The organism is Telluribacter humicola (assembly GCF_017355935.1).
Taxonomy (GTDB): Bacteria; Bacteroidota; Bacteroidia; order Cytophagales; family Spirosomataceae; genus Telluribacter; species Telluribacter humicola.
In genome coordinates this window covers 1,080,266-1,103,928 of sequence record NZ_JAFIQT010000001.1, presented here as the reverse complement: position 1 = coordinate 1,103,928, position 23,663 = coordinate 1,080,266, and the positions used below count along the sequence as shown (strand labels likewise).

Sequence of the window (23,663 nt, the reverse complement as noted above, 5' to 3'; positions counted from 1 at the left end):
TGTATATAACTACTGAATTTCCGCCGTTGTTGGTGAAGAACAGCAGTAATTTTTATGCGAGCGACTCATTGGCGATCTCCTACTTACTGGTGATAATACCGGCAAAGGCGAGACGACCATTCGGCCGTTGCTGGTGTTTTGCACCAGCAACTTTTACGCATGTAACCCATTTACAATTATCTGATTTATAGACATTGACACCGACAAGGAGAACTTTATTGTCTAAGATTTAAATATATCGTATCGTATTTAAAAAGCTTTTGGGTAAAATTAATATCGTTTTCTATTCCACTGATTTTCAACGACTGCTCATTTATCTTAACTGTGTCAATATTCTTTTCATGAAATAATTCGTAGTTTAATTTTAATAGTTGCGATGTTTTCTTTACTTTATATGATCCCAAATATAAAGTTTCACCTCCAGTCACTTCAAGATGGTTAAATTTTGATTCATCATAGTAATGAATTTGCCCAGAACCCGTTTTGATTAAAAGTTCAACGACTTTATAGATACCTTTCGGCAAATCTTCTATTATTATATAGGAATTAAGTCCATTAGGTGATTTTCCTAAGTGCTCTTCTCCAGTAGCTATATTGACAACTTTAACTTTTCCACCAAGCCCAGTTTCGCTAAAAGAGGAGAACTTTAAATTAAAGATAATAGTCCCAAGAGAACTGTTCGGGGTTTGAGAAAAAACCAAAAAACTTATGAGTAAAAGCATAATAAGTATTACGGTTGAACCTATTTTCATATTTTTACTTTTTGGACCTCTGTATATTAATTCGCCGTTGCTGGTGTTTTCAGCAACAAATTCCGCGTAATTAGCTTATTAGTAAGTACCCGATTCGTCGGTGATATCAACACTCAGGCGGAGAGTAGCTCGGGATGCATTAACTATCTGTTACTGGTGCTTTATATGTTTTTAAAAGTTCTAATGCTTTATAGGTTACATTCTTCAAATTTAATTTATACAACTCCTCAAACTTCGCATTTTGTGCATCAATTGATGTTACGAAAGATTCTCCCTGTGCCTCAGACCAGATACGGCCTGTACCATTCGATGCAGTAACTCTTACCTTTGCTTTTACTTGTTCCTTTTCAGAAGTCCAGGTTGATGAAAATATCTTAATTGCCTCTAGCAGCTCTACTTGTATCTCAAACCCCTCCCCTGGCTCTTGTACCATATTATCATCGATGAGTGTACTAAGCAAGGATTTATGTACTTCGGATAAATTCGGATAAAACTCAATATGCTGGTTTGGCTTTAATATAAAAGGTAGTTGAATATCGTCACCCATAGATACAGAGTCTCTACTATCCACAATTTGAATGGACTTTATAGACATTGGTATTTTTAGCTTTTGGATACTGTTATCAGGAGGTAAGACTGGTTTGGAAGTAACACATGATGAAACTGAAATTGCTGTGATCAAATAGGGAAGAAGCTTTGCAATAATTTTCATAGAGGAGTTGTGAATGAGGGTTTATGTTTCTTGAGTAGAAATTGCTTAATTATTCAAATTTCTACCTGCCAATAACATGCCAAAAGATGAGCACTGAATATTTCTTCACTCTTCTTCAAATTCAACCCTGTGTCTATGGGTATACAAAAAGATATTCAGTAACTCCCAAAGTCATTGAGTAAGCCTATACTAAGTCTCTACCAAATTCGTCCAAGTTAAATACTAAGAAATTACCCTGACGGCCCTATTCCAGAAGTAGGCCATCAGGGTAATGTGTGTCTCCCTATTGACAATAAGCTTAGTGGCTAGTGTGCGAATGCTCCACCATACCCAAACGGGCATTGAAATCACTCAAAGCCTTCTTCGCTTCATCGGTACCAATGGCTTCTACCCGCTTCTTCATGTAGGTCAGTATGTTGGGCAACTTTGCCCTTTCGGCTAACTGTAAGGCGCGCTTCACGTCCACGGTAGCCAGGGGTTCGGCGGCGTACCAGGCCATGAGGGGCAGATTGTGGTCGTCCTTGTCTTCCGCGCGCTGTACCAGGGCCTCCATCACCTCCCAGCGCTGAGTGGGTTCCAGCCGCAGCATGCCGGAAGTCAGGTAGAGGCGTACCAGCGCGGAGGCATCCTTCTGCGCCATGGTAGCGAATTGTTTTAGCGTCTCGGGTGCTACTACTTTATCCTCCGTCAGGAGTTGAATAGCCCAGCTACGTACGTACTCGTTGTCGTGGGACAGCAGACTATGGAGGTCTTTGTCGGTCAGTCCGCCGGTGACGTGCAGCGTCCAGAGTGCCCGTAGCTTGCGCGTGGCGGCCGGATTCTTAGCAAGGATATCTTTCAGAGCGGCATGTACCTTCTTGTTTGGTCCACGCTCCTGCAGGATCGTCCGGGCCTGTCGTACGTACCATTCGTTGGGGTGCAGCTGGTAGTTGACCAGTTGCTGGTCAGTTGCTTTGGTCAGATCTACCTTTACCCATTTATCATTTTCATGGGAGATCTTAAAGATACGCCCCATGGTTTTGTCGTGTACATCGGGGTTGGGGCTGTGGCACTGGTTCTTGTCATACCAGTCGATGGCCCATACCGAGCCGCTGGCGTCGTACTTAAAATTCAGCCACTGCGACCACGAATCGTTCATAGCCATGAAGTCCGGACGGTGGGTGACCATATAGCCCGAGCCGGCACGGGTTGGATTATCAATATTCAGGCGGGAGCCGTTGATGTTGTTCATGAATATTTGGTTGCGGTACTCCTGCGGCCAGCTATGGCCCAGGTAGATCATGGCTCCCGAGTGCGCGTGACCACCTCCGGCCGAGGCCGAGCGGAAATTACCCGCGTGCGGTCCCCGCTCGCCTACCCAGTGTACGTGGTCGGCGTGGGTCTTGATGTCGTCGTAGGTGTAGGGGTTGAAGTGCTTGCCGGCCTGACGCTGGTAGCGAGCGCCATGTATGACGTGGTACATGTGCGGGATCACGCAGACCGTAATGAACGGGTGACCATAGTCGTTGAAGTCAATGCCCCAGGGGTTGCTGCTGCCCTCCGCAAATACCTCAAAAGTCTGCCGCGTAGGATGGTACCGCCACACTCCGGCGTTGATCTTAGTACGTTCGCTATCGGGTGCTCCGGGCTTACCTACGTTGGAGTTCGTAAATACGCCGTGGGTACCGTACAGCCAGCCATCAGGTCCCCAGCGCAGGCTGTTAAGTACTTCGTGCGTATCCTGAGTACCCCAGCCGTCCAGCAGCTTCTGAACCGGACCGGCAGGCTTATCGGTTTTGGCATCGACAGGAATGTACAACAGGTAGGGAGCGGCTCCCAGCCATACGCCACCCATGCCTACCTCAATACCACTCACCAGGTTCAGGCCCTCCATAAATACTTTCCGGCTATCCAGGGTACCGTCGCCGTTGGTATCTTCCATGATCAGGATGCGGTCCCGGCCCTGTCCTTCGGGGGCCGGAGTCGGGTAGGTATGCGCTTCCACTACCCACAACCGACCGCGGGCATCGATGGCAAAGCTGATCGGACGTACTACATCCGGCTCGGCGGCAGCCAGCGTTACTTTGAATCCTTTGGGTGGCGTCATGGCCTCGGCGGCCTTTATGCCCGAAAGACCAGCGTTCAGGACCGGGTCCAGCGGTGGCAGGATAATGATGTCTTTGGGTTTAAGTTCGTTCGGAAAATCGGGACGGCTGGGGTACAGCTGGAAATCATCAAAATTGATGTGCGCCCACTTATCGTGAGGTATGTACGGGATCTGTGAAAGCCCCGTTTCGTTATCAACGATGCGTATAAATATCTCCTGATTCAGGTACGGCTGCAGGTCTACCACCACCGGCTGAAGGGTAGCCCGTCCCTGACCCGTAATCTGGAAGACTACCTTGTTGGTACCGGCCTGCACCAGTTCCACGCGGGTATCCTGTAAGGCACCACCTGACACGCGGAAGGCGGCAAAGGGCTGCGTCACCTTGAAGGGAGCGGAGGTAAGGGTACCCGTTTGCCTGGCATTAACAGTACCGCCGCTGCTCAGGAAGTATTGGCCCTCGTACCCGATACGCATCTCTTTTTCATGCACCGGTGATGGGTCCTGGTTGTACAACGCATTTGTAAAAGCGTCACCCGTGGCTGTCCAGTCTTTCAGGGAGCCGGTTTCAAAATCCAGGTTCAGCGGCTGACCATTACGGGTAGGTACCTGTCCGGCTACGGTATTGCCGGTAATGGCACCTTCCACTACTTCGAAGTTCCCCACCATGCCCGCCGTGCGGTGCCCCGGTACGGTACAGAAGTAGGTATCGCTCTGCTGCGCCACGAAGGCTATACTGGTAGTAGCGCCCTTTTCCTGGATGGTCTTACTTTTAAGTCCCAGCTTCTCCAGCGCTATATCGTGCGTCATCTGCTCCCCGTTGGTAATGGTAATACGTACCTTGTCACCCTTATTGGCTTTCAGGATGGGGTTACGGGCGCCGTCCTTCCCGAAGTACCCCAGCATGGTAGCCTCCAGGGCATAGTCACGGTCGTATTTAACATTATCCTGCGCGGAATTGGATTGCTGTGCGACACAGAAGGTGTGGGAGACACCGCCAAGGGCGGTCAGAAGCAGTAGGAACAGGCGTAAGGTAGGCATAGGAACGGGTAGGAATAAGGGTCGAATAGTTGACTTATAAAGAATCAATTAGCGTGTAACTACTATACAACTATCTCTACTTATCCTATCCCCAGCTCTACCCAGTTGCTTTTTATGGTGATGAAGTGCATTTCAAACTATATTCTTCCCAAAGACATAGATATTTTTTACCCGAAAGCGTCTTTTAGAGTATACAACCAGCTTTCAAACCAATACATGATACATAAAAAGGTACCGCCTACTTTTGGCTACATCCTCCTCTGGCTCCTGACGCTCCCTACTCTGCTGGCAGTTGCCCAAACCTCATCTACGAGCAGAACCGAACCGGCCACTTTTGCCCCGAAGAATGGCGAAAGGATCTTGTTTGTCGGCAACACCCTCTTCGAGAATGATCTTCAGCATGGGTACCTGGAGCTGGCCCTTACTACCCGCTGGCCAGACCGTCAGGTCCTTTTCCGGAACATTGGCTGGTCAGGGGATAATGTGTTTGGAGACGCCCGGGGCACTATTACTAATCCACCTACTCCCTATGAGGTGCTGATGGAGCAGATCACCAAAGCCCAGCCCACGCTTGTCTTTGTGGGATACGGAGGTACCGAAGCACAGGAGGGCGGTGAGGAAGGCCTGCCGCGTTTTACGCAGGGCCTGCATAAGCTGTTAGATAAGATTGATCAGCTGGGAGCCAAAGCCGTTCTGCTATCGCCCATTCCGGTTTTCGCCGCCGATTCGCCCGAAAACCTGACAAAGCGGAATGCCGCCCAGCGTAATGCTATGCTGCAACTGTACGCCTCGGCCATAGCCCGAGCGGCAACGGAGCGTGGCGCCCGATACATTGATATCTACAAGCCTATACAGGAGGCTAGTCAGAAGGTAACCCTATCAGACAATGGTATCCACCTCAACGAAGCCGGCTACTACCATCTGGCCACTGCCCTTGAAAAGGGCCTGGGCCTGGCGCCTCGTCAGGAAACCGTTACTATCCAGGTTGCCAAACAAGGAGCCAGTACGTCGGCTACGGCCAAGCTGGTCAACGCAGGTACGGATAACTCCAACCTGAAATTTACGCTGGATGAACACCAGCTACCCCTTCCGTTGCCTGCCGAAGGCAAGGCTGGTATAGACCAGGAGCGTGTACTTCGGGTCATCGGCCTGAAGAAAGGGTACTACACCCTTACCGCCGATGGCAATCAGGTGATCACGGCTTCGGACAAGCAGTGGGCCGAAGGCGTGGCTCTCAGCCAGGGGCCACTCATGACGCAGGCGGCTCAACTGCGTGAGATGATCCAGAAAAAGAACGAACTGTATTTCCATCAGTACCGCCCCCAGAACCATACGTACATCATCGGGTTCCGCTCGTATGAGCAGGGTCGGCACGTGAAGACGCTGGAAGACCTGAGCTTTATCATTACCTGGCTGGAGGGACAGATCGCCCTGCGCCGCATGCCCAAATCACCCGTATATCAGCTTAGCCGCCTCCAATAGATATGACAGCATTTAACACAAAGAAGCTCTTTTACCGGGCTCTCATTATTCCCATCGTACTTCTTATTACCTCTTCGGCCCATCAGGACGACCGTAAAGACAATCCTGATCCGGATGTACAGCGCGAACTGGAGTCATTTAAGATAGCGGATGGCTTTGAGGTCACGCTCTTTGCCGCGGAGCCGCTGGTAGCCAAGCCCATTCAGATGAACTGGGACGCCGAAGGTCGGCTATGGGTAGTTAGCAGTACCGCCTATCCGCATTTAAAAACGGGTGAAGAGGCCAATGACAAGGTTTTTGTACTGGAAGATACCGACGGAGACGGCAAGGCTGACAAGTCCACCATCTTTGCCGAAGGCCTTCTCACTCCCACCGGCATCCTACCCGGCGACGGCGGTGTGTACGTAGCCAACTCTACCGAAATCCTGCACTTCATGGATACTGACGGGGATGGCAAAGCGGATAAAAAGCGACAGGTACTTACCGGCTTTGGCGTCGCGGACACGCACCACCTCATCCATACGTTTCGCTGGGGACCGGAAGGACGGCTGTACTTCAACCAGTCTATCTATATCTACAGCCACGTCGAAACCCCATCGGGTATCAAACGACTGGAAGGAGGAGGTGTATGGAAGCTACAACCCAAGACCCTGGATCTGGATGTGTACGCTAAAGGCCTGGTCAACCCGTGGGGGTTGCAGTTTGACCGGTGGGGACAGTCGTTCCTAACGGATGGTGCCGGGGGTGAAGGTATCAACTACGCTTTTCCGGGCGCTACGTTCGTAACCTCTCCGGGAGCCGAGCGGATCATCCGGGGACTTAATCCGGGACAGCCTAAGCACAGCGGACTGGAAGTAATATCGGGACGGCACCTGCCGGAGTCGTGGCAGGGCAGCGTGATCACCAACGACTTCCGCGCCAACCGCATCAACCGGTTTCAGCTAACAGAACAGGGCAGCGGCTACGCTTCCAAGCAGGTAGAGGACCTGCTATGGACTGACCACGTAGCGTTCCGTCCGGTGGATATCAACCTGGGTCCGGATGGCGCTATCTACGTAGCTGACTGGTACAACCCGATCATCCAGCACGGGGAGGTGGACTTCCACGACCCGCGCCGCGACCAGGAGCACGGACGCATCTGGCGCATTACAGCCAAGAACCGTCCGCTGGTCAAAGCTCCCAAACTGACTAAAGCCAGTACCCAGGAACTACTGGACGCCCTGAAACTACCGGAAGACTGGACGCGCCTACAGGCCAAGCAACTCCTGAAAGCTCGCGGAGCCAGCGAAGTAGTGCCTGCCCTGCAGAAGTGGACGACCAGCCTGGACAAGAAAGACTCTAACTACGAACACCAGCTTCTGGAAGCCCTGTGGCTCTACCAGGCCCTTGATACTGTAAATGAACCTCTGCTGCTCAGTCTGCTCAATGCCGAAAAGCATCAGGCGCGGGCAGCCGGCATCCGGGCGCTCCAGCTATGGCACGGCAAGATCGCCAATGTACCGGCTTTGCTGACCAAAGCGGTAGCCGACAAGCACCCGCAGGTACGCCTCGAGGCGGTAATAGCACTACGGGACGTTAAGACGGCGGAAGCGGCGCGTACAGCACTGGCCGTTCTGGAACAGCCGATGGATGAGTTTCTGGACTTTGCCCTGTGGCAGACGACCCGTGAGCTGGAGCCCCAGTGGACGAAGCGCCTGAAAACGGAACCCGATTTCTTCGGCACTCCCCAGAAGACGGCTTTTGTCCTGAAGTCAGTGAATAATCCGGAGGCAATGACACAACTAGCCCAGCTGTATCAGAAAGGTCAGGTACCCGAAGCCTACCACCGGGATGTACTCAACTCCCTGGCCCGCAACGGCAAGTCGGCTGATCTGAATGTACTTTTCGACATGGCTGTTCAGGGTAATGCCAACCAGAATAAACAGGTAGCTGGCCAACTGGCGGCTCTGGAAAACGCAGCCCGCCAGCGGAATGTAAAGCCGGAACGTGATCTCATCAGGCTTGCCGGATTTATAGATAACGAAGACCCCACCGTAGCAACCAGTGCCATTCGTCTGATCGGTCTCTGGCACCTGGAAACGATGACGGACCGAGTGGTTGATCTAGTCAGGAAAGGTGATAAAGACACGAAGCGGGCGGCGATGAACGCCCTGACGCTCCTGAATAAGGACAAAGCCAGACAGGTACTGACCGAGCTGGCCGGGACTAAGAATCCGGTTGAATCACGGCTACTGGCGACAGCTCAGCTGGTATCATTGGATGCCGCCGAAGCGGCCCGAATGGCCGTAGATCTGATGCAAACCTTACCGGCCGAAACGGATGCGACTGAGCTATACCGGGCCTTTATGTCACAGCCGCTGCGGACACAGGCGTTCGCCGAAGCCCTTATGGCCAAACGGATTCCGGAAGCAACGGCCAAAGCAGCCCGGGCAAGGATACAACAGGGGCTGATCCCCTGGACTCGCCAGCAAAGCGACGAGGTAAAGCTCCTGAAGCAGGCGCTGGAAGCATCAGGTGGTACCATGCCAGTAGAACGTATGCCTCAGCAGCTCAACGATCAGGAAATAGCGAGCCTGGCCCGGGAAGTAAAATCCTCCGCTAACGCAGATCGTGGTGAAACAATTTATCGCAAGACCAGCTGCTTTAGCTGTCACGCCCTGGGTGGTGCCGGTGGACTTATTGGTCCTGACCTGAGCAGCCTGGGTACCAGTTCCCCAGCCGAAACCATTATCCGCTCAATTCTCTACCCTACAGCCTCCATCAAGGAAGGCTACGAACTGCAGCGCATTGCCAAAAAGGACGGTAGCGAAGTAATGGGGTACCTGGTCAGCAACGGCGCCTCCGAGATCGTGATGCGCGATGTGACAGGACAGGAGGTATCCGTACCGAAGACTCAGATTGATGTTATGGAAAAAGTACCCGGTTCACTGATGCCAGCCGGACTGACCGCCGGTCTGGACAAGGACGAATTCAGGGACCTGATCGGGTTCCTTTCAAAATTGGGTGAGTCGGGTAAATACCGCGTCCCTAACACCCGACTGGTGCGCCGTTGGGAAACTGTTTCGCCTACTAAAGAGCTGGCTGCTAAGCTACGAACTGATGGGCCGGGATATTTTGTAAAAGCCAATTCTAAAGTCCCTTACCAGCCGGTGTACAGCAAAGTATCCGGTGACCTGCCGGTGGATGAACTATCCGTCGTAGAAGCTGGGCCGGGCAAGCGGTATAGCCTGGTACGGTTTGAGGTGGAAGTACTGACGCCGGGCAAAGTACAGCTGGACCTTAACTCAACAGCCGGTGTAACTGCCTGGGCGGGCCAAAAGCCCCTGAAGCTTACGGAGCAGGGTACCCTGGCCGAGCTACCGCAGGGGATTCACCCCATTACTCTGGTCATTGACCGGGGTGCATTCCGCGAAGCAAACGTAAATATTCAGCTTCGCGACAGCCCGGAGGTGACAGCTCAAACAAGATTGAAAATGGGACGGTAGAGATATCAGAAAAGTACAGGCAACCTATGATAAAAAAGCACTTTCGGGTACTATTGCTGCTGGTATTTACCTGCATCCTTGCTTCTGGACCACTCCTGGCTCAGCTTTCTATGGATGTACTGGCAGATGCCCGTGACGTACGGGTACGAAGAGGACTACCCAATATCGCCCAGAAACTGGAAGCGAAGGAGCCGGTCAAAGTAGCCTACTTTGGAGGAAGTATTACGGAGGCGAAGGGCGGCTGGCGCGAACAGTCACTGGCCCAGCTCCGGCAACTGTATCCGGCGGTATCTTTTCAGGAAATTAACGCCGCCATTGGCGGAACGGGGTCTGACTTGGGTGCTTTTCGCCTGCAGCAGCACGTGCTGGATCATCGTCCTGATCTGGTACTGGTGGAGTTTGCGGTGAATGATAATGAGAAAGCTCCGGAGGACGTTATCCGTTCCATGGAGGGAATCATCCGGCAGGTGTGGAATAGCAACGCCCACACGGATATTTGCTTTGTCTATACCCTCATGGCCAGCATGGCTCCGGTACTCGAACAGGGAAAGCTGCCCGTTTCGGCCTCCGCCATGGAACGCGTAGCGGACTACTACGGTATTCCTTCCGTACATCTGGGTCTGGAGGTAGTAGAGCTGGCCCGGCAGGGAAAGCTTGAGTACCGGGGCAAGCCGGAGGACTGGCCGGATAAACTGGTTTTTTCTCCCGACAATGTACACCCTTACCCCCAAACCGGCCACGCGCTCTATGCCAAAGCATTTGTAAAAGCATTACCTGCTCTGCTCAGTACCCATTCGGGCTGGCAGCATAACCCGGGGCCGCCCCTGGATGCTCAAAATTACGAACGGGTAGCGATGCTACCGGCTACGCAAGTGGAGAAGAGCTTAGGATGGCGGGTCCTTACTCCGGAAAATGATACCGTAGCCCATCAGTTACGCCACCGGTTTCGTCAGTTGATCAAGGCCAATCAGCCGGGTGAGAAGCTCTCTTTTCGTTTCAAAGGTACCCAGATTGGGCTATATGATGTAATGGGCCCCGGCTGTGGCCAGTATGAAGTAAGTATCGATGGTGCGCCCTTTACGCTTATTTCCCGTTTTGATGAGTACTGCACCTACTACCGCTCCAACTATTTTCTGCTCCCCCGCCTGGCCGGGGGTGAGCACCGGGTGGAGTTCCGGATCGCCTCAGCGGCTCCGGACAAGGAGGCCATCCTGCGGAAACGGAATACAGTGATGGAAGGGGGACCTAAATATGCCGAAAATGCCTGCTACGCAGCTGAGCTGCTATTGGTGGGGGAAATACTACCCTGATTTACTATTTTTTGTCCAGAATACCTTTGCGGCCCACCTGCCTTTACCCCAATATATTCTTTTCAGGGGCGGGCGGACAAAGCTAAGCGGACTTCTTTTTCTTAAGCCACAGCACCTGCCAATACCAAACTTCACGAGCCGGAACAAGGACACTCCCCGGGTGTCCAGTTAATCCACGAAATAGGTACCTCCTTGATCCGATCCGAAAAGCTAACATTCAGCTTTGTGACAGCCCCAACCAGATTGAAAATGCGACGCTAGTATAATTCACGATTAGGAATATACGAAAGAATTGGTTTGGTCAAAAAGAGGCCCCAGAGGGTTCATACCTTAGTAGTAAATTAGCAACTGAAAGAAATCTAAGCCCCATCGGGGCGACACCAAGCCTCCTTTGTGCCGCTCCTACGGTGCTTTTTGATAACTTTTGATGCTATTTCTACTAAAGTGTCGCCCCGATGGGGCTGAATCAATAATTCTTTCGTTAACTACTAATACATTATAAATAATGCATAGAAAAGAGGATAGCCACAGTGGCTATCCTCTTTTCTGTCTTGGAATGAGCTGAGTAACATGCAGGAGGGTATCAAATACCAACCTCCTCATGGATCACTCTTTTTGTGACTTCGGGGCGGGTAGAGTTCTCTTCCCCACTAAATAGCAGGCGGTCTAGTGAAAAGGTACCACTACCGGTGCTAACCAGTGCGGCGGCCATACCCAGCCAGAGCAGAAAGTACTCAATGCCTTCGCCTCCCTGATTGCCAAACCAATTCATGAAGAATCCCCATTCGATGTGTGAGGTAACCATGATACCTACCGAAAGAAAGGTATAGGCCAGAGCCAGCGGTCTGGTAGCCAGTCCGGCTATCAGGGCTATGGCTCCTACCGATTCCAGCAGGATTACGGCCAGGCCTACGATCCAGGGTAGGTGCATCGTATTGGTAAAGAAATCCATGGTTCCGGAGAATCCATATCCCCCAAACCATCCCAGTAATTTTTGGGCTCCGTGTGCAAATACAACTGCTCCCAAACTTACCCGCAGGATCAGACCTGCGCTCGAATCATTGGTACTAAATAGTAGCTTTTTCATTGGTTTATTTTTTATGGCTAATAGATGATGATTGAAGAGTTAGTTGCCGTAGAAGAATTGCTCTTTGATGATCTGCCCATCCTGCCATTCCTGCACCGATACCTGCGTGTAGTTTTTGACGCCCCAGTCCTTGTGGGTATAGTCGTACTGCCACTGTACCATTGTGATGCCTTCGCCGACGGTCACTTTCAAGGGTCTGGCACTACGTAGTTCAGTAATGGATGAAAAGAATTCTTCTTCCCGTAGGCGATTGGCTTCTTTCCCAACTGTTGGCTGGTTTTCGTTTTCCTGCATCACTACCGTGTCGTGGTAGTACTTGTCGAATGCTTCCAGGGCTTTACCTTGTAAAACCAGGTCATTCAGGTCTGTGATTTTTTCCAGTAACTGACTCATAAACTTTGTGTTTTTGTGATGCTACAAAGTTCATACACTACCGGTTAGCAGACGATGAAGTAGGTTAAGAAAGGAGATTAACCTAGATTAAGATGCTACTGCTCGTAGATAAGCTGGCTCCGGATCTTGCTCAGAAACTCGGGTGTAATACCCAGATAGGAGGCAATCATGTACTGCGGTACGCGCTGGTCGATGCGGGGGTACTGCTTGCGGAAGAAGAGGTACCTGTCCCTGGCGGGCATACTCAGGTTCTGGACCACTCGCTGCTGAGAGGCTACGTAGGCTTTCTGAATAATAATGCGGAAGAACCGTTCCAGCTTAGGTACCCGGAGGTACAGCTCCTGCAGGTCCGAGTGCATCAACTGAGCCAGTTCACAATTCTCCATGCACTGCACGTTGAGCGAGGCCGGGGTCTGGCTAAGAAAACTACCCAGGTCGCCCGTCCACCAGTCTTCAATGGCAAACATCACGATATGCTCATGTCCCTCCGGATCCATGTGGAAGGACTTCAGACAGCCCGACAGCACAAAGTTCTCGTACAGACACACATCGCCCTGCTGTACCACATACTGCCCCTTGAGGTACTTCCTGAGTCGTACTTTAGAAAGAAAAAGGGCCTCTTCTTCCTGATCCAGATCTACATATCTGCGCAGATAGTCAAGTAGTGGTTTGGTATCCATAGGAGTAGTAGGTTTTAAATAATCATGAGGCTACGGAGTATAACTCCCGCAGCCTCATGGTACTTGTGTTCAATGCAGTTGTACAGTTACAGACCTAAGATCCATTCCTCGGCCAGTTTGGGATCGGTAAAGAAGCGCTCGTTGTCCCTGCCGAACAGGCTCTCGTACTTCTCGATCTTGGTGGCATCCTGATGGGCATGGGCCGCGCCCGTACAGCGTATACCACGCTCGGTAGTAAACGTCATGGCTGCCGCCTCTTCAAACAGGTCTACGTAGCCAACCTTCCAGCCGTAGTTGGCCAGCGTCAGGGGTATTATCTCCCGGTACTTTTTGTGGGTCGGGAAGTCTACTGCTTTGAAGCCCCACAGATTTACCAGTATCTTAAAAGTACCTCCGTCTTCGACCTGCGCCAGTGCCTGGTGCAGCGACTGCTCCCACTGCTCAATGTCGGCCTGATCCACATCGCCACTGAGTTGGGTTACGATCAGTTTTTGTTCGGGATACCAGTCTGTCCTGGCTGTTGCTGTTGTTGTATTCATGGCTAATAAATGGTTTAATGTAACTACAGAAGGGTAAATGTACAGGTTACTCCTACACAAAAATTACGGGGTAGTTTGTGCACTCCAAAGATAGATCGGGTATGCTGTCCTTTCTCCTCCAGTACTCTTAAAAATAAGTCAGAAGCGCCGTTGGCTACCAGTGGACCATCGTCCCACTCCTCCGACGACTGGTAGTAGATATCCACATGATTCAGCCCAAGTACCTTATCAAAGCCCACGTACTTCTCCACCTGAGCAATGGCATTCGTAGCCGCCAGAGCGGCCGCTTCGTAACCTTCGTCGGTAGTAAGTTCCTGTCCCAGCCGCCCCCGAAAGAGAAAGTCCTCCCCCCGGATCGGAAACTGAATGGCTACGTAGGCAATGGCTCCCCGTACATTAACCGATACATATGAGCCACCCGGTCTGGGTAGAGCTGCTACAGAAACGCCCAGGTCCTGTAATCGTTCCTGTAGTGGAGTGGTAGTATTTTCCATGACTGTTAATTAAGGTTGTTAATCTCAAGTATTATTGCCTGCTAAGCGACCGGATCCACTTCAAATACTTCGGTGGTGAGCAACTCAAGGGCGACTGCCAACTGCTGGTCTTCCGGATAGGTCAGATTTTGCGTAGCCTCATCGTACTTCTCCTGAAAAGGACCTACCGAGAAGGTACCTACTACATGTCCTCCCCAGCGCGGGAAGAGATTTTTCAAGATAGTCAGACTAGACTGGCCTCCGTAGCTCCCCGACGAAGTACTCATGAGCAGCACAGGCTTTTTGCCAAAGATATTCTGGTCAATACGCGACAGCCAGTCAATTATATTCTTGAAGAAAGCGGGTAGCAGTCCGTTGTGCTCGGGCGAAGCGATGATAAATCCGTCCGCTTCGGCCAGTGCCGCGTGGAGTTGCCGGATGGTCTCCGGTATCCCCCCTTCTTCTTCGGTATTGATTCCATAGACAGGTACTTTGATGTCCGCCAGGTTGATGAGCTGTACTGCATCTTGTGGCAGCTTGCTAATGGCTACTTCTACAAGCTTCTTGTTGATAGACTGGGCACTGTTACTTCCGGCAAATGCGATGATCTTTTTCATAGGGCTAACCTTGTTTGTTTGTATAGTACAAAGGTCATGAGGTCTTCCCTGAAAAAAATTAATGTACCTTAAGAAACAGCGCCTTCCACCCCTTTCTTTCGAATGTTACTCAGGAACTCGGGCGTAATGCCCAGGTACGCTGCAATCAGGTACTGCGGCACGCGCTGCTCTATATCGTGGTACTTTTTGCGGAAGTCCAGATAGCGTTGCTCGGCCGATTGGCTCATGCTGTACATGGTCCGTTCCTGCAGGGCCACGTAGGCATTCTGGGTCTTGATCCGGAAAAACCGCTCCATCACCGGAGCCTTCCGCAGCAGCTCTTCCATCGAATCGCGGTGAATCTGCAGGATCACACTGGGCTCCAGCGCCTGTATGCTAATCCGGGCGGGCAACTGGGTCAAGTAGCTGTACAGGTCATTGATCCACCAGCCTTCAATGCCAAACAACATAATATGCTCCTTCCCCTTTTCGTCTATATTTGAGCACTTGAAGCACCCCTTCGTGATGAAGCGCATATGCTGCGAAACATCCCCCTGATGTATGAGTATCTCCTTCTTCCGGAGTTCTTTCACCTTAAATTCCTCCCGCACGTAGCCCTTACTCTCCTCGGAGAGGGAGACTACCTGCTGGATGTGATCCAGTAAAGCGTCGTAGTGATCCATGCCTGTTAGAACCCGGTATGAGTGTATGGGTCTAAAAATACTAGAATAGCTGGTAAATGCGGATGCAGTCACTCACCAAAGATTTTTCTTTTATATTTAACCTTTGGCTCAGCTCTTAGGCCTCTATTTACATTACTTCATCAAGCTTTTTATACAACAGCCATGTCCCTATTTTTTCGACCGTTCCAGCCCCTTCTCCTCTTAGTACTCATCCTCAATACCGTCGCCTCCTCCTCTGCTCTGGCGCAGGCCCCGGTGAAGGTAGATTTCAAGAAACTGGATGCCTACTTTGCCAATGCCCAGAAAGCCTGGGGCGTACCCGGCATGTCTATTGGTATCGTGAAGGATGGTAAAGTAGTATTCGCAAAAGGGTACGGTGTAGCTACCCAAGGTACCACTACTCCCGTCAATGAAAAAACGCTGTACGCCATTGCTTCCAACTCCAAGGCTTTTACCTCAGCCCTGATGGGGATGCTGGTACAGGAGGGCAAGCTCAACTGGGACGATAAGGTCAAGGACCACCTGCCGTACTTTACCTTGTCTGACCGCTACGCCGGTGAAAACGCCACCATCCGCGATATCCTGAGCCACCGTGTCGGCCTGGGTACGTTCAGTGGTGATATCGTGTGGTACAATTCTGATTTTACGTCCGAGCAGATCATCCGCCGGGCTCAGTACCTCCCTATGGCCTACCCGTTCCGGGCGGGCTACGGCTACTCCAATGTGATGTTCATTACGGCAGGCGAGATCATCAGAAAAGTTACGGGTAAAACGTGGTACGAGAATGTGAAGGAACGCATCCTCGACCCGCTGAGCATGACCCGTACGATCGTAAATGTAGATCAGGTAGCCAAACTGGGGAATGCCGCTTCGCCCCACGCCCTGATCAACAACACTACGCACAAGCCCATCCCGTACACCAGTTGGGAGGAGATAGCCGCTACGGGTGGACTGATCTCGAGCGTAGAGGATTTGAATAAATGGATGATCTTCAACCTCAATAATGGCATCCTCGGCAAAGATACTCTACTGACGCCCCGCACCCGCAACATGGTTTGGGCGGTCCACAACAGCTTCCCGATTGACCTCACCAAGCCTAATGATTTCGGAACCCTGTTTGCCGGCTATGGTCTGGGTTGGGGGCTGCGCGACTACCAGGGTCACCTTCGCGTATCGCATACGGGTGGCTACGACGGCATGATTACTTCGGTAAACCTGCTACCCGACCAGAACCTGGGCGTGGTAATACTGACCAACGGTCTGAAGGCTCCTATCAACGCCCTGGCCCACTATACCTTTGATGCTTTCCTGGGTCGTCCCGAAACAGATTGGTCCAAAAAAGATCTTGACCGCACCAACCAGAGCTACGCCAATGACACCCGCGTCGCTGATCTCAAAGCCAAACGCATCCTGAACACCAAGCCTACCCAGCCGCTGAGCGCCTACGCCGGTACCTACCACACCGACGTGTACGGCGACATCACGGTACGGGAAGCAAACGGGGCGCTGGAAATAAGTTTTGAGCATACGCCCAACCTGAACTCCACGCTGTCGCACTGGCACTACGATACCTTCCAGATGCACTGGAAGAAGGAGCATCCCTGGTTTACATTCGCAACTGTGAAGTTCACCACCGATAACAATCAGAAGGTAACGGGTATAGAGTTTGAAGTACCCAACGATGACTTCTGGTTCTATGAGTTGAATGCGAAGAAAGTGAAGTAGAGACTGACTATCAGGTACTTTTATTTGATATAGCTGGTCTGTATTGAATCTCTGGCGTACAGCCCTACGGAGTTGTACCGGTTCTTCCTGCTATAGAGCTTTCCTGGCCGAGAAATCACCTAAATCCCTATACCAAATGAAGAAAAGTACTACTCAGGATTCACGCCGTGATTTTCTGGTCAAGGCGGCCACCGCGGCGATGGCTACCCCTATGCTGTTCAGTTCTAACGCCCATGCCTCTGGCCCTTCATCCAAACTCCGGCACGCCTGTATTGGCGTAGGAAATATGGGCTGGGGAGATCTACAGCAATTCAAGAAGCACGCTAACGTCGAAATAGTGGCGCTATGCGATATTGATGAGAACCATCTGAAACGGGCCGCAGAGCTTATACCCGGCGCCCGGACCTACACCGACTGGCGGGAACTACTGAAAGCCGAAGCAGGAAACATTGATTCGGTAAACGTAAGTGTACCTGATCATAACCATTTTCCGATTGCTCTACAGGCTATTCGCAACAAAAAACATGTATACTGCCAGAAACCCATGTGCCATGACGTGGCTGAGGTGCGTGATCTGACCCGGGCCGCCATCAAAGCGGGCGTAACCACCCAGCTAGGTACTCAGGTGGCCTCCTCCGTTGGTGACCGGACGGCGGTGCAGTGGATCAGGCAGGGAGTAGTGGGAAAAATAACCCATGCGTACCTGTGCTCTAATCGTCCCGGTGCTGTTGAAAAGTATCGGCTGGTAGGGCCGCGCCCGGCCCAGGGACAGGAGGTACCGGCCCACGTAAACTGGGACCTGTGGCTGGGAACAGCACCCGTACGCCCCTATGCTCCGGATATTTACCACCCGCGCATCTGGCGCACCTGGCAGGATTTCGGTACGGGCTGGTCCGGTGACATAGGTTGTCATATTTTTGACGCGGTCTGGAAAGGGTTGGGCATGAAGGCCCCGCTATCGGTACAGGCCGAGGTCCAGAAATCATGGGAGGAGTCGCTAGAGCGGCGCGCCGACACCTGGCCCCAGGGCAATCATATCACCTGGCAGTTTCCGGGCAATGCCCTTACTGCATCGGACACTCTCACCCTGGAATGGTTTGATGGCGAATTCTACCCTCCGCAGGAAATACGGGATTTATACAAAGGGGGCGAGTACCCGGCCGAGTCGGCTATGCTGATTGGTACCGAAGGTGCCCTGCTGATTCCCCACGGTGGAACGCCGGTTGTCATCCCTAACGGCAAGGTGAAGGAATATACCACACCTACCCTGACTGAGCGCAATCACTACCACCACTTCGTAGATGCCTGTCTGGGTGGTGAAAAAACCGAATCACATTTTGCACAGTCCGGCCCTATGACTGAGGCGGTACTGCTGGGTACGGTGGCGATCAGGGTACCGGGTAAATTACTGAAATGGGATTCCGCTAAAATGAAATTCACGAACAATCCGGAGGCAGATAAGTACCTGCGCCGTACCTATCGCAAGGGCTGGGAGGTCAAAGCAGTCTAAAAAATGGATAACCCTTTTGCTTCGAATAGATTCCCCCGCTCGTCGGCCTATCATCCTGACTGGATCAGGGCGGGTGTGAGTGGGGGAGCCAATCCGCTGTGGCTGACCGAATGGCTGACCCGGGACATGGGCTTAAAGCCTGGCATGCGGGTACTAGACCTGGGCTGCGGACTGGCCCTGTCGTCAGTCTTTCTGCACCGCGAGTTTGGGGTGCAGGTCTGGGCCACCGACCTGTGGTTCAGCGCCAGCGAAAATCTCCGGCGTATCCGGGATGCCGGGGTTGAGGACAGCGTTTTCCCTATTCATGCCGATGCGCGCGCCCTGCCCTTCGCGGCGGAATTCTTCGATGCCATTGTGAGCATTGATTCTTTTGTGTACTACGGCACGGACGATCTGTACCTCAACTACCTGGCTCGCTTTGTTAAACCCGGCGGACTTATAGGGATAGCCGGGGCCGGCCTGACGCGGGGGCTGGAGGGAGTAGTACCGGAGCATCTGCAGGCGTGGTGGACACCCGAACTCTGGTGCCTGCACTCGACCGCCTGGTGGCGGCATCACTGGGAACGCACGGGTATTCTTGAAATCGAACTGGCTGATACCCTACCCGAAGGCTGGCGTTTGTGGCGGGACTGGCACCTGGCTATTGCTCCTGACAACCAGCCGGAGATTCAGGCGCTGGAAGCGGATCAGGGGCGTTATCTGGGGTATGTACGTTGTGTGGGGCGCCGACGGGAAGGTATTCAACTGGAAGAGCCTATCGTCTCAGTACCCACGCAGTACACCAAGAATCCTTTACTTATTGGTCAGGTATAGTTAGCAGACTGGGCTAAAACAGAAGGATGAAAGGGTACTTCCTGGACTTTGGCTTAAAACTGATGTAGCTTAGCGGCTAGTAGTATTACTTTATTCAGCCCTGCCATACTAATGCTCACTTTACCTCAATACCTACGCCTGCTCGGTCTGCTCCTGGCATGGGGCGGTAGTTACTCCCCAGGCTTTGGACAGACACAGGCTAAGAAATCTGTCTCTAAGCAGCATCCTGTCGGGCTTCAGGAAGGTACTCACCAGGCAGTGGTAAAGCATAAGGCAGAGCTGCCTTACCTGCTGTACCTGCCGGAGGAGTACAAGAAGTCTGCTCAACCCCTTCCCCTGATCATGTACCTGCACGGGGGAAGCGCCCGGGGCAATGACTTAAATAAAGTAAAACGAACAGGTCTTCCGGCGCTACTGGTGGACGATAAGCATTTCCCGTTTGTAGTACTGGCCCCGCAGTGCCCCAATGGCGAAATCTGGACGGATGCCGAAGGCCTGATCAGTCTGCTGGATAATATAGTAGCTACCTACCGCATCGATCCCAGCCGGATCTACCTGACCGGCCACTCCATGGGCGGCCGAGGTACCTGGTACTTGGCCTACCGCTACCCCACCCGCTTTGCGGCTATTGCTCCTATGAGTGCGCTGTCTACTATTGAGAGCTGGGCCGACAGCCTCGCACGTACGCCGGTCTGGGCCGTACATGGCGCCAAAGACGAGGCTGCTCCGATCAGCAACACAGAGGTACTGGTCAACCGGCTGAAAGCTATGGGTGGAAACGTACACTACACCGTACTATCCGAGGCGGATCATTTTATTCTGGATCAGTACAAGAACAAGGCATTGTACGACTGGTTCCTGAGCCACCGCAAGTCTTCCACAAATCAATTAAAGAACTGAACGGCGGCATTGAAAATCAGGCCCCTGCTCAGCACCCAATCAGTTAGAACCGGTGTCTACTGCTCTAGTTGAACCAGACTCCTTTCTTTTCCGATAGGCTCCCTTTTTCTTCCACATTTTCCACAGCACCTGCCAGTACCCACCGCCTACTTTGACTAATTTGAAGGAAGAAACTCCCATATCAGGCGTACGATTAATCCACGAAATAGGAACCTCTATTATAGAATACCCCATCAGATAAGGTTGTAGCCCTGTTTCAGCATTGATCGAAAACCCAGGTTGCGTAAGCTCCATCTTTTCGACTACTTCGCGCCTGATTAGTTTTAGATTATTAGTTACATCCCGAAAGCGGCGGCGCAACAGGATGTTCGCTAATAAATGAAAACCACGGTTAGCCAGGATTTTCTGAAAAGGATAGTTCAACAAGACACTGTGACGTGAGAAACGGCTACCTATAATCACATCGTGTCCTTCGGCGGCTACATCAAACATATCACGGATTTCGGGTAACAGATGCTGAAAGTCGCAATCCATGGACAGAATATACTGCCCCGTCGCTGCCTTGAACCCATCTGTAATAGCTCGCCCCACCCCATTAGGTGGTTTCCGGATTACCGGCTTTATTCTTGGGTCCTCATTCGCCAGCCTCTGTATAACTGTTGCGGTAAGATCCCGGCTATTATCATCCACCAGTATTATTTCATGTATATAGTCATTATATAGCCCTTTGAGTCGTCTTACTAAGGGCTCAACGTTCATCTCTTCATTATGACAGGGAATTACGACGGACACAGCACTACGCAGAGACTCATGCTCACACAAGGAGGCCAGAGGCAACTCTATGGGCTTCGGAGGCTTTTGAGCATGAATCAGGATAGAGCCAGCCAAAGTTTTGATCACAGGCATATTCTCCAGCAGTATCGAAAGATTCCTCAGCAGCCAGATCATTCTGCGGCTAAAAGGAGCATAAACAAAATCGTTACATACGGCAAATACCCTGATGAAACCTATCTCAGATATCAGCTCATATAGCTCCGACCGGTTCAGGAGTTTACGGGGGTCCTTATAACGCAGCGCCTCTTTCATTAATCGCCGCATCTGAAGCACAACATTCCACGGATTACTTTCGAAGAAAAGCACCTGCCCGCCCGGCTTGAGCAAATAATCATACATATTCCGTAGTAGCCAGGCACAGTTTCGCTGATCCAGCAGATCCATTGAAACGATATAGTCAAACTGCTGTCCACGCAAATATCCAAGCAATGAGCTACCATTGATAAACTCTACATCATCAGGTAGGTCATCCGGTCGCTCCTGATCAGTAAACGATACTGCGGTGATGGGGTTTTCTCCTCTCGATACTTCATACAAATGCTGGGTAAACAGGCCTTCACCACATCCTAATTCCAGGATAGTCTGGCCAGGAAGCAGGTGCACCATGTGCCGGAATGTCTGAGCCCGCCATTGAAGCCGGTGCCACAGTATGGGGTCCTTATGTTTCCAGTAGTTGTCACGAAACTCTTCCCGGAGTCCCAGCACCTTAGCTAAGGCTTTATTCTCATCGGTGTCAATTTGAAATAGAACTGTTTCCATATTGTCGTTTAATAAGTAGGCTTTTTCAAATAGATTCACCGGGCTTCTACTAAGTGCATCTTCCAATGAGATTCAGTCTCCCCAAGCGTAGTTACCTTATAGTCAGGATTAGACAGGATGACCATGGAGAACCAGCGGGGACACTGGAAGTTCTCATAGATGGGTTCTGTAGTACATTCTCTATCGTAATCCGGATAGGTTAATACCAGAAAGCGCTTGGCAGTAGGCAGGAACTCTTTACTTTGAACCACCTGGTTTTTGAAGAAATCAGGGTACCGTCGGCTTAGTGCTTCCAAATGCTTATACTCCTGAGGAGAAAACAAGCCGCTGGAGCTATCTACGGCACTTGGCCAGTCCAGAACGAAGCGGTAACGCGACCGCTGCGCAGAATACTGTAACCGCTGAAGAAAATAACCGCTGTATACATTAACTACAACCGGCAAGTCGCTATATCCAAATTTACTATCCTCTATACCTGGTGCTCTCTCAGGCTGTACTGCTATGGCATAACGGATTGGCTTTGCTAGCAGGTAAGCGACCAATAGTGTTATAGAGATAGTAAGAATAACCGTACCGTAGGAGTAGCCCCTATTTAATTTACCGGCAGACTTTACTCTTGTAATATTTTGAATAAAATAAGAAACGAAATGAGCTAAAAGGATAGACCAGCTACATACAATTGGCATTAAATACCTATCCATAAAAATAGGTTTAATCCACAGAGAAATTAACCAGATAGCTACGGTTGCAACCAGGTAAGCGTAGGATATAATGAGAAGAGAGGCAACCTTTTTTCTTTCCGATCGCCCGGGAATTAACCGTACTTTATATCTATTAATTCGCTCAAAAAAAGATTTAGCAGATATAAATATCAAGGCAATTAAAACTAATGACTTCAAAACTACTACCACATTACCTGGTAATAATCCTGACTCAGTTTCTCCTAAATTAAGCGCATCTAACAGGTCTTTAATATTAGGTATAAATAGGTAGCTTCTCGGATTTCCCGCATCAGCCTGAATAAGGAAAGAAGGCAAATAGAGCAGAAACGTTAGCCACCCTGCAACAAAGGACAAATAAACCTTAGGTCTATACCTGCCAAAGTACCAGTCACTAACGATCAATGACGCCATAGTTGCACCACTGAAGAACAAACTATGCAGATGGGTCTGAATGAAAGCAGCATGAACTATAGCATTGATAGCTAACAGCTTATATCCTGGCCTTTCGTCTCTGCTAATACGGTCATATACTAACACGGCTAATGAACTGATAGCTATATACAAGCCATACATCCTGGCCTCAGAGTTTTGGTATAAGACTAACGTAGACCCACAAAATGGTATCAAAACTCCGGCAGTAGCTCCGATGAATGAATAGTTTCGGCGTAAAATAATCCATATAATAAAACAGGCTACACCAAACCCAACGGAGGAGAATAAACGCAGGGATAATTCTGATGAACCAAAGGTTTTATCCCATAGCCATCCCAGAAAGAAATACAAAGGTGGTGTGTTATTAATCTTATCGTGGAATGAGCCCCACATATGCATGAACGACTTGTCAGCGAGAAAAAGATAACTGTAAAACTCATCGTTCCAGTAGTACTTTTTCGGTGACAAAATAATACATGAGATCAGTAAAGAAGTAACCACTAATAGAGGTACTAAAAGCTCCCACTTAGAATAATTTAGTTTGGGAGTTACAATAGAAACTTCGGGTTGTTGATCCAGAACAGGGTTTGCATTCATTATTTTAAGAGTAGGTGTGACACTACTATCTTCAAAGTAGAATCACTTACAGCCA

General features: G+C 50.8%; 19 protein-coding genes. 7 read left to right on the top strand and 12 right to left on the bottom strand.

Going from position 1 to position 23,663, the window contains the following annotated elements:
- Nucleotides 1–215 precede the first annotated feature (215 nt).
- The 3 genes from JUB14_RS04800 to JUB14_RS04790 all read right to left on the bottom strand — a co-directional run bounded on the left by JUB14_RS04800 (nt 216) and on the right by JUB14_RS04790 (nt 4,588).
- Nucleotides 216–752, bottom strand: a complete 537-nt coding sequence (locus JUB14_RS04800; RefSeq protein WP_207504617.1) for a hypothetical protein — start codon at nt 750–752, stop codon at nt 216–218.
- Between the two features lie 139 nt (nt 753–891).
- Nucleotides 892–1,464 carry a hypothetical protein gene (locus JUB14_RS04795; protein ID WP_207504616.1) on the bottom strand — a complete coding sequence of 191 codons (573 nt, stop codon included), beginning with the start codon at nt 1,462–1,464 and terminating at the stop codon, nt 892–894.
- Between the two features lie 298 nt (nt 1,465–1,762).
- Nucleotides 1,763–4,588: a PVC-type heme-binding CxxCH protein gene (locus tag JUB14_RS04790; protein ID WP_207504615.1), complete on the bottom strand. Its 2,826-nt coding sequence runs from the start codon at nt 4,586–4,588 to the stop codon at nt 1,763–1,765.
- Between the two features lie 216 nt (nt 4,589–4,804).
- Between JUB14_RS04790 and JUB14_RS04785 the strand changes: the two genes are divergently transcribed.
- The 3 genes from JUB14_RS04785 to JUB14_RS04775 are packed head-to-tail and all read left to right on the top strand — an operon-like array spanning nt 4,805 to nt 10,865.
- Complete coding sequence (locus tag JUB14_RS04785) at nt 4,805–6,070, top strand: GDSL-type esterase/lipase family protein (RefSeq protein ID WP_207504614.1); 1,266 nt, start codon at nt 4,805–4,807, stop codon at nt 6,068–6,070.
- Between the two features lie 2 nt (nt 6,071–6,072).
- Nucleotides 6,073–9,555: a PVC-type heme-binding CxxCH protein gene (locus JUB14_RS04780; protein WP_207504613.1), complete on the top strand. Its 3,483-nt coding sequence runs from the start codon at nt 6,073–6,075 to the stop codon at nt 9,553–9,555.
- A gap of 26 nt (nt 9,556–9,581) precedes the next feature.
- Entirely contained in the window at nt 9,582–10,865 is a 1,284-nt protein-coding gene (locus JUB14_RS04775; RefSeq protein ID WP_207504612.1) for an SGNH/GDSL hydrolase family protein, read from the top strand.
- Between the two features lie 583 nt (nt 10,866–11,448).
- Here JUB14_RS04775 and JUB14_RS04770 read toward each other — a convergent pair.
- The 7 genes from JUB14_RS04770 to JUB14_RS04740 all read right to left on the bottom strand — a co-directional run bounded on the left by JUB14_RS04770 (nt 11,449) and on the right by JUB14_RS04740 (nt 15,316).
- The gene (locus JUB14_RS04770) at nt 11,449–11,952 is read right to left on the bottom strand and encodes a DoxX family protein (protein WP_207504611.1); all 504 of its coding nucleotides are present in this window, start codon (nt 11,950–11,952) and stop codon (nt 11,449–11,451) included.
- Between the two features lie 39 nt (nt 11,953–11,991).
- Entirely contained in the window at nt 11,992–12,345 is a 354-nt protein-coding gene (locus JUB14_RS04765) for a SnoaL-like domain-containing protein (protein WP_207504610.1), read from the bottom strand.
- Between the two features lie 95 nt (nt 12,346–12,440).
- Nucleotides 12,441–13,025 carry a Crp/Fnr family transcriptional regulator gene (locus JUB14_RS04760; RefSeq protein ID WP_207504609.1) on the bottom strand — a complete coding sequence of 195 codons (585 nt, stop codon included), beginning with the start codon at nt 13,023–13,025 and terminating at the stop codon, nt 12,441–12,443.
- An 86-nt stretch (nt 13,026–13,111) separates the two neighbouring features.
- Entirely contained in the window at nt 13,112–13,564 is a 453-nt protein-coding gene (locus JUB14_RS04755; protein ID WP_207504608.1) for a hypothetical protein, read from the bottom strand.
- Nucleotides 13,565–13,587: 23 nt separating this feature from the next.
- A complete protein-coding gene (locus tag JUB14_RS04750) occupies nt 13,588–14,058 on the bottom strand; it encodes a RidA family protein (protein WP_207504607.1) in 471 nt (156 codons plus the stop codon).
- Between the two features lie 41 nt (nt 14,059–14,099).
- Nucleotides 14,100–14,654, bottom strand: coding sequence for an NADPH-dependent FMN reductase (locus JUB14_RS04745; RefSeq protein ID WP_207504606.1), 555 nt, complete (start codon nt 14,652–14,654; stop codon nt 14,100–14,102).
- A 68-nt stretch (nt 14,655–14,722) separates the two neighbouring features.
- Nucleotides 14,723–15,316, bottom strand: a complete 594-nt coding sequence (locus JUB14_RS04740; RefSeq protein ID WP_207504605.1) for a Crp/Fnr family transcriptional regulator — start codon at nt 15,314–15,316, stop codon at nt 14,723–14,725.
- A 162-nt stretch (nt 15,317–15,478) separates the two neighbouring features.
- Between JUB14_RS04740 and JUB14_RS04735 the strand changes: the two genes are divergently transcribed.
- The 4 genes from JUB14_RS04735 to JUB14_RS04720 all read left to right on the top strand — a co-directional run bounded on the left by JUB14_RS04735 (nt 15,479) and on the right by JUB14_RS04720 (nt 20,264).
- Nucleotides 15,479–17,041, top strand: a complete 1,563-nt coding sequence (locus tag JUB14_RS04735; RefSeq protein ID WP_207504604.1) for a serine hydrolase — start codon at nt 15,479–15,481, stop codon at nt 17,039–17,041.
- Nucleotides 17,042–17,177: 136 nt separating this feature from the next.
- A complete protein-coding gene (locus JUB14_RS04730) occupies nt 17,178–18,551 on the top strand; it encodes a Gfo/Idh/MocA family protein (protein ID WP_207504603.1) in 1,374 nt (457 codons plus the stop codon).
- 3 nt (nt 18,552–18,554) lie between these two features.
- Nucleotides 18,555–19,364: an SAM-dependent methyltransferase gene (locus tag JUB14_RS04725; protein WP_207504602.1), complete on the top strand. Its 810-nt coding sequence runs from the start codon at nt 18,555–18,557 to the stop codon at nt 19,362–19,364.
- 111 nt (nt 19,365–19,475) lie between these two features.
- Nucleotides 19,476–20,264, top strand: a complete 789-nt coding sequence (locus JUB14_RS04720; protein WP_207504601.1) for a carboxylesterase family protein — start codon at nt 19,476–19,478, stop codon at nt 20,262–20,264.
- A 39-nt stretch (nt 20,265–20,303) separates the two neighbouring features.
- On the opposite strand, the gene JUB14_RS04715 is transcribed toward JUB14_RS04720, so the two are convergent.
- Both JUB14_RS04715 and JUB14_RS04710 read right to left on the bottom strand, forming a co-directional pair.
- A complete protein-coding gene (locus tag JUB14_RS04715) occupies nt 20,304–21,857 on the bottom strand; it encodes a bifunctional class I SAM-dependent methyltransferase/glycosyltransferase family 2 protein (RefSeq protein WP_207504600.1) in 1,554 nt (517 codons plus the stop codon).
- Between the two features lie 35 nt (nt 21,858–21,892).
- Nucleotides 21,893–23,608: a glycosyltransferase family protein gene (locus JUB14_RS04710; RefSeq protein WP_207504599.1), complete on the bottom strand. Its 1,716-nt coding sequence runs from the start codon at nt 23,606–23,608 to the stop codon at nt 21,893–21,895.
- Nucleotides 23,609–23,663: the final 55 nt, after the last annotated feature.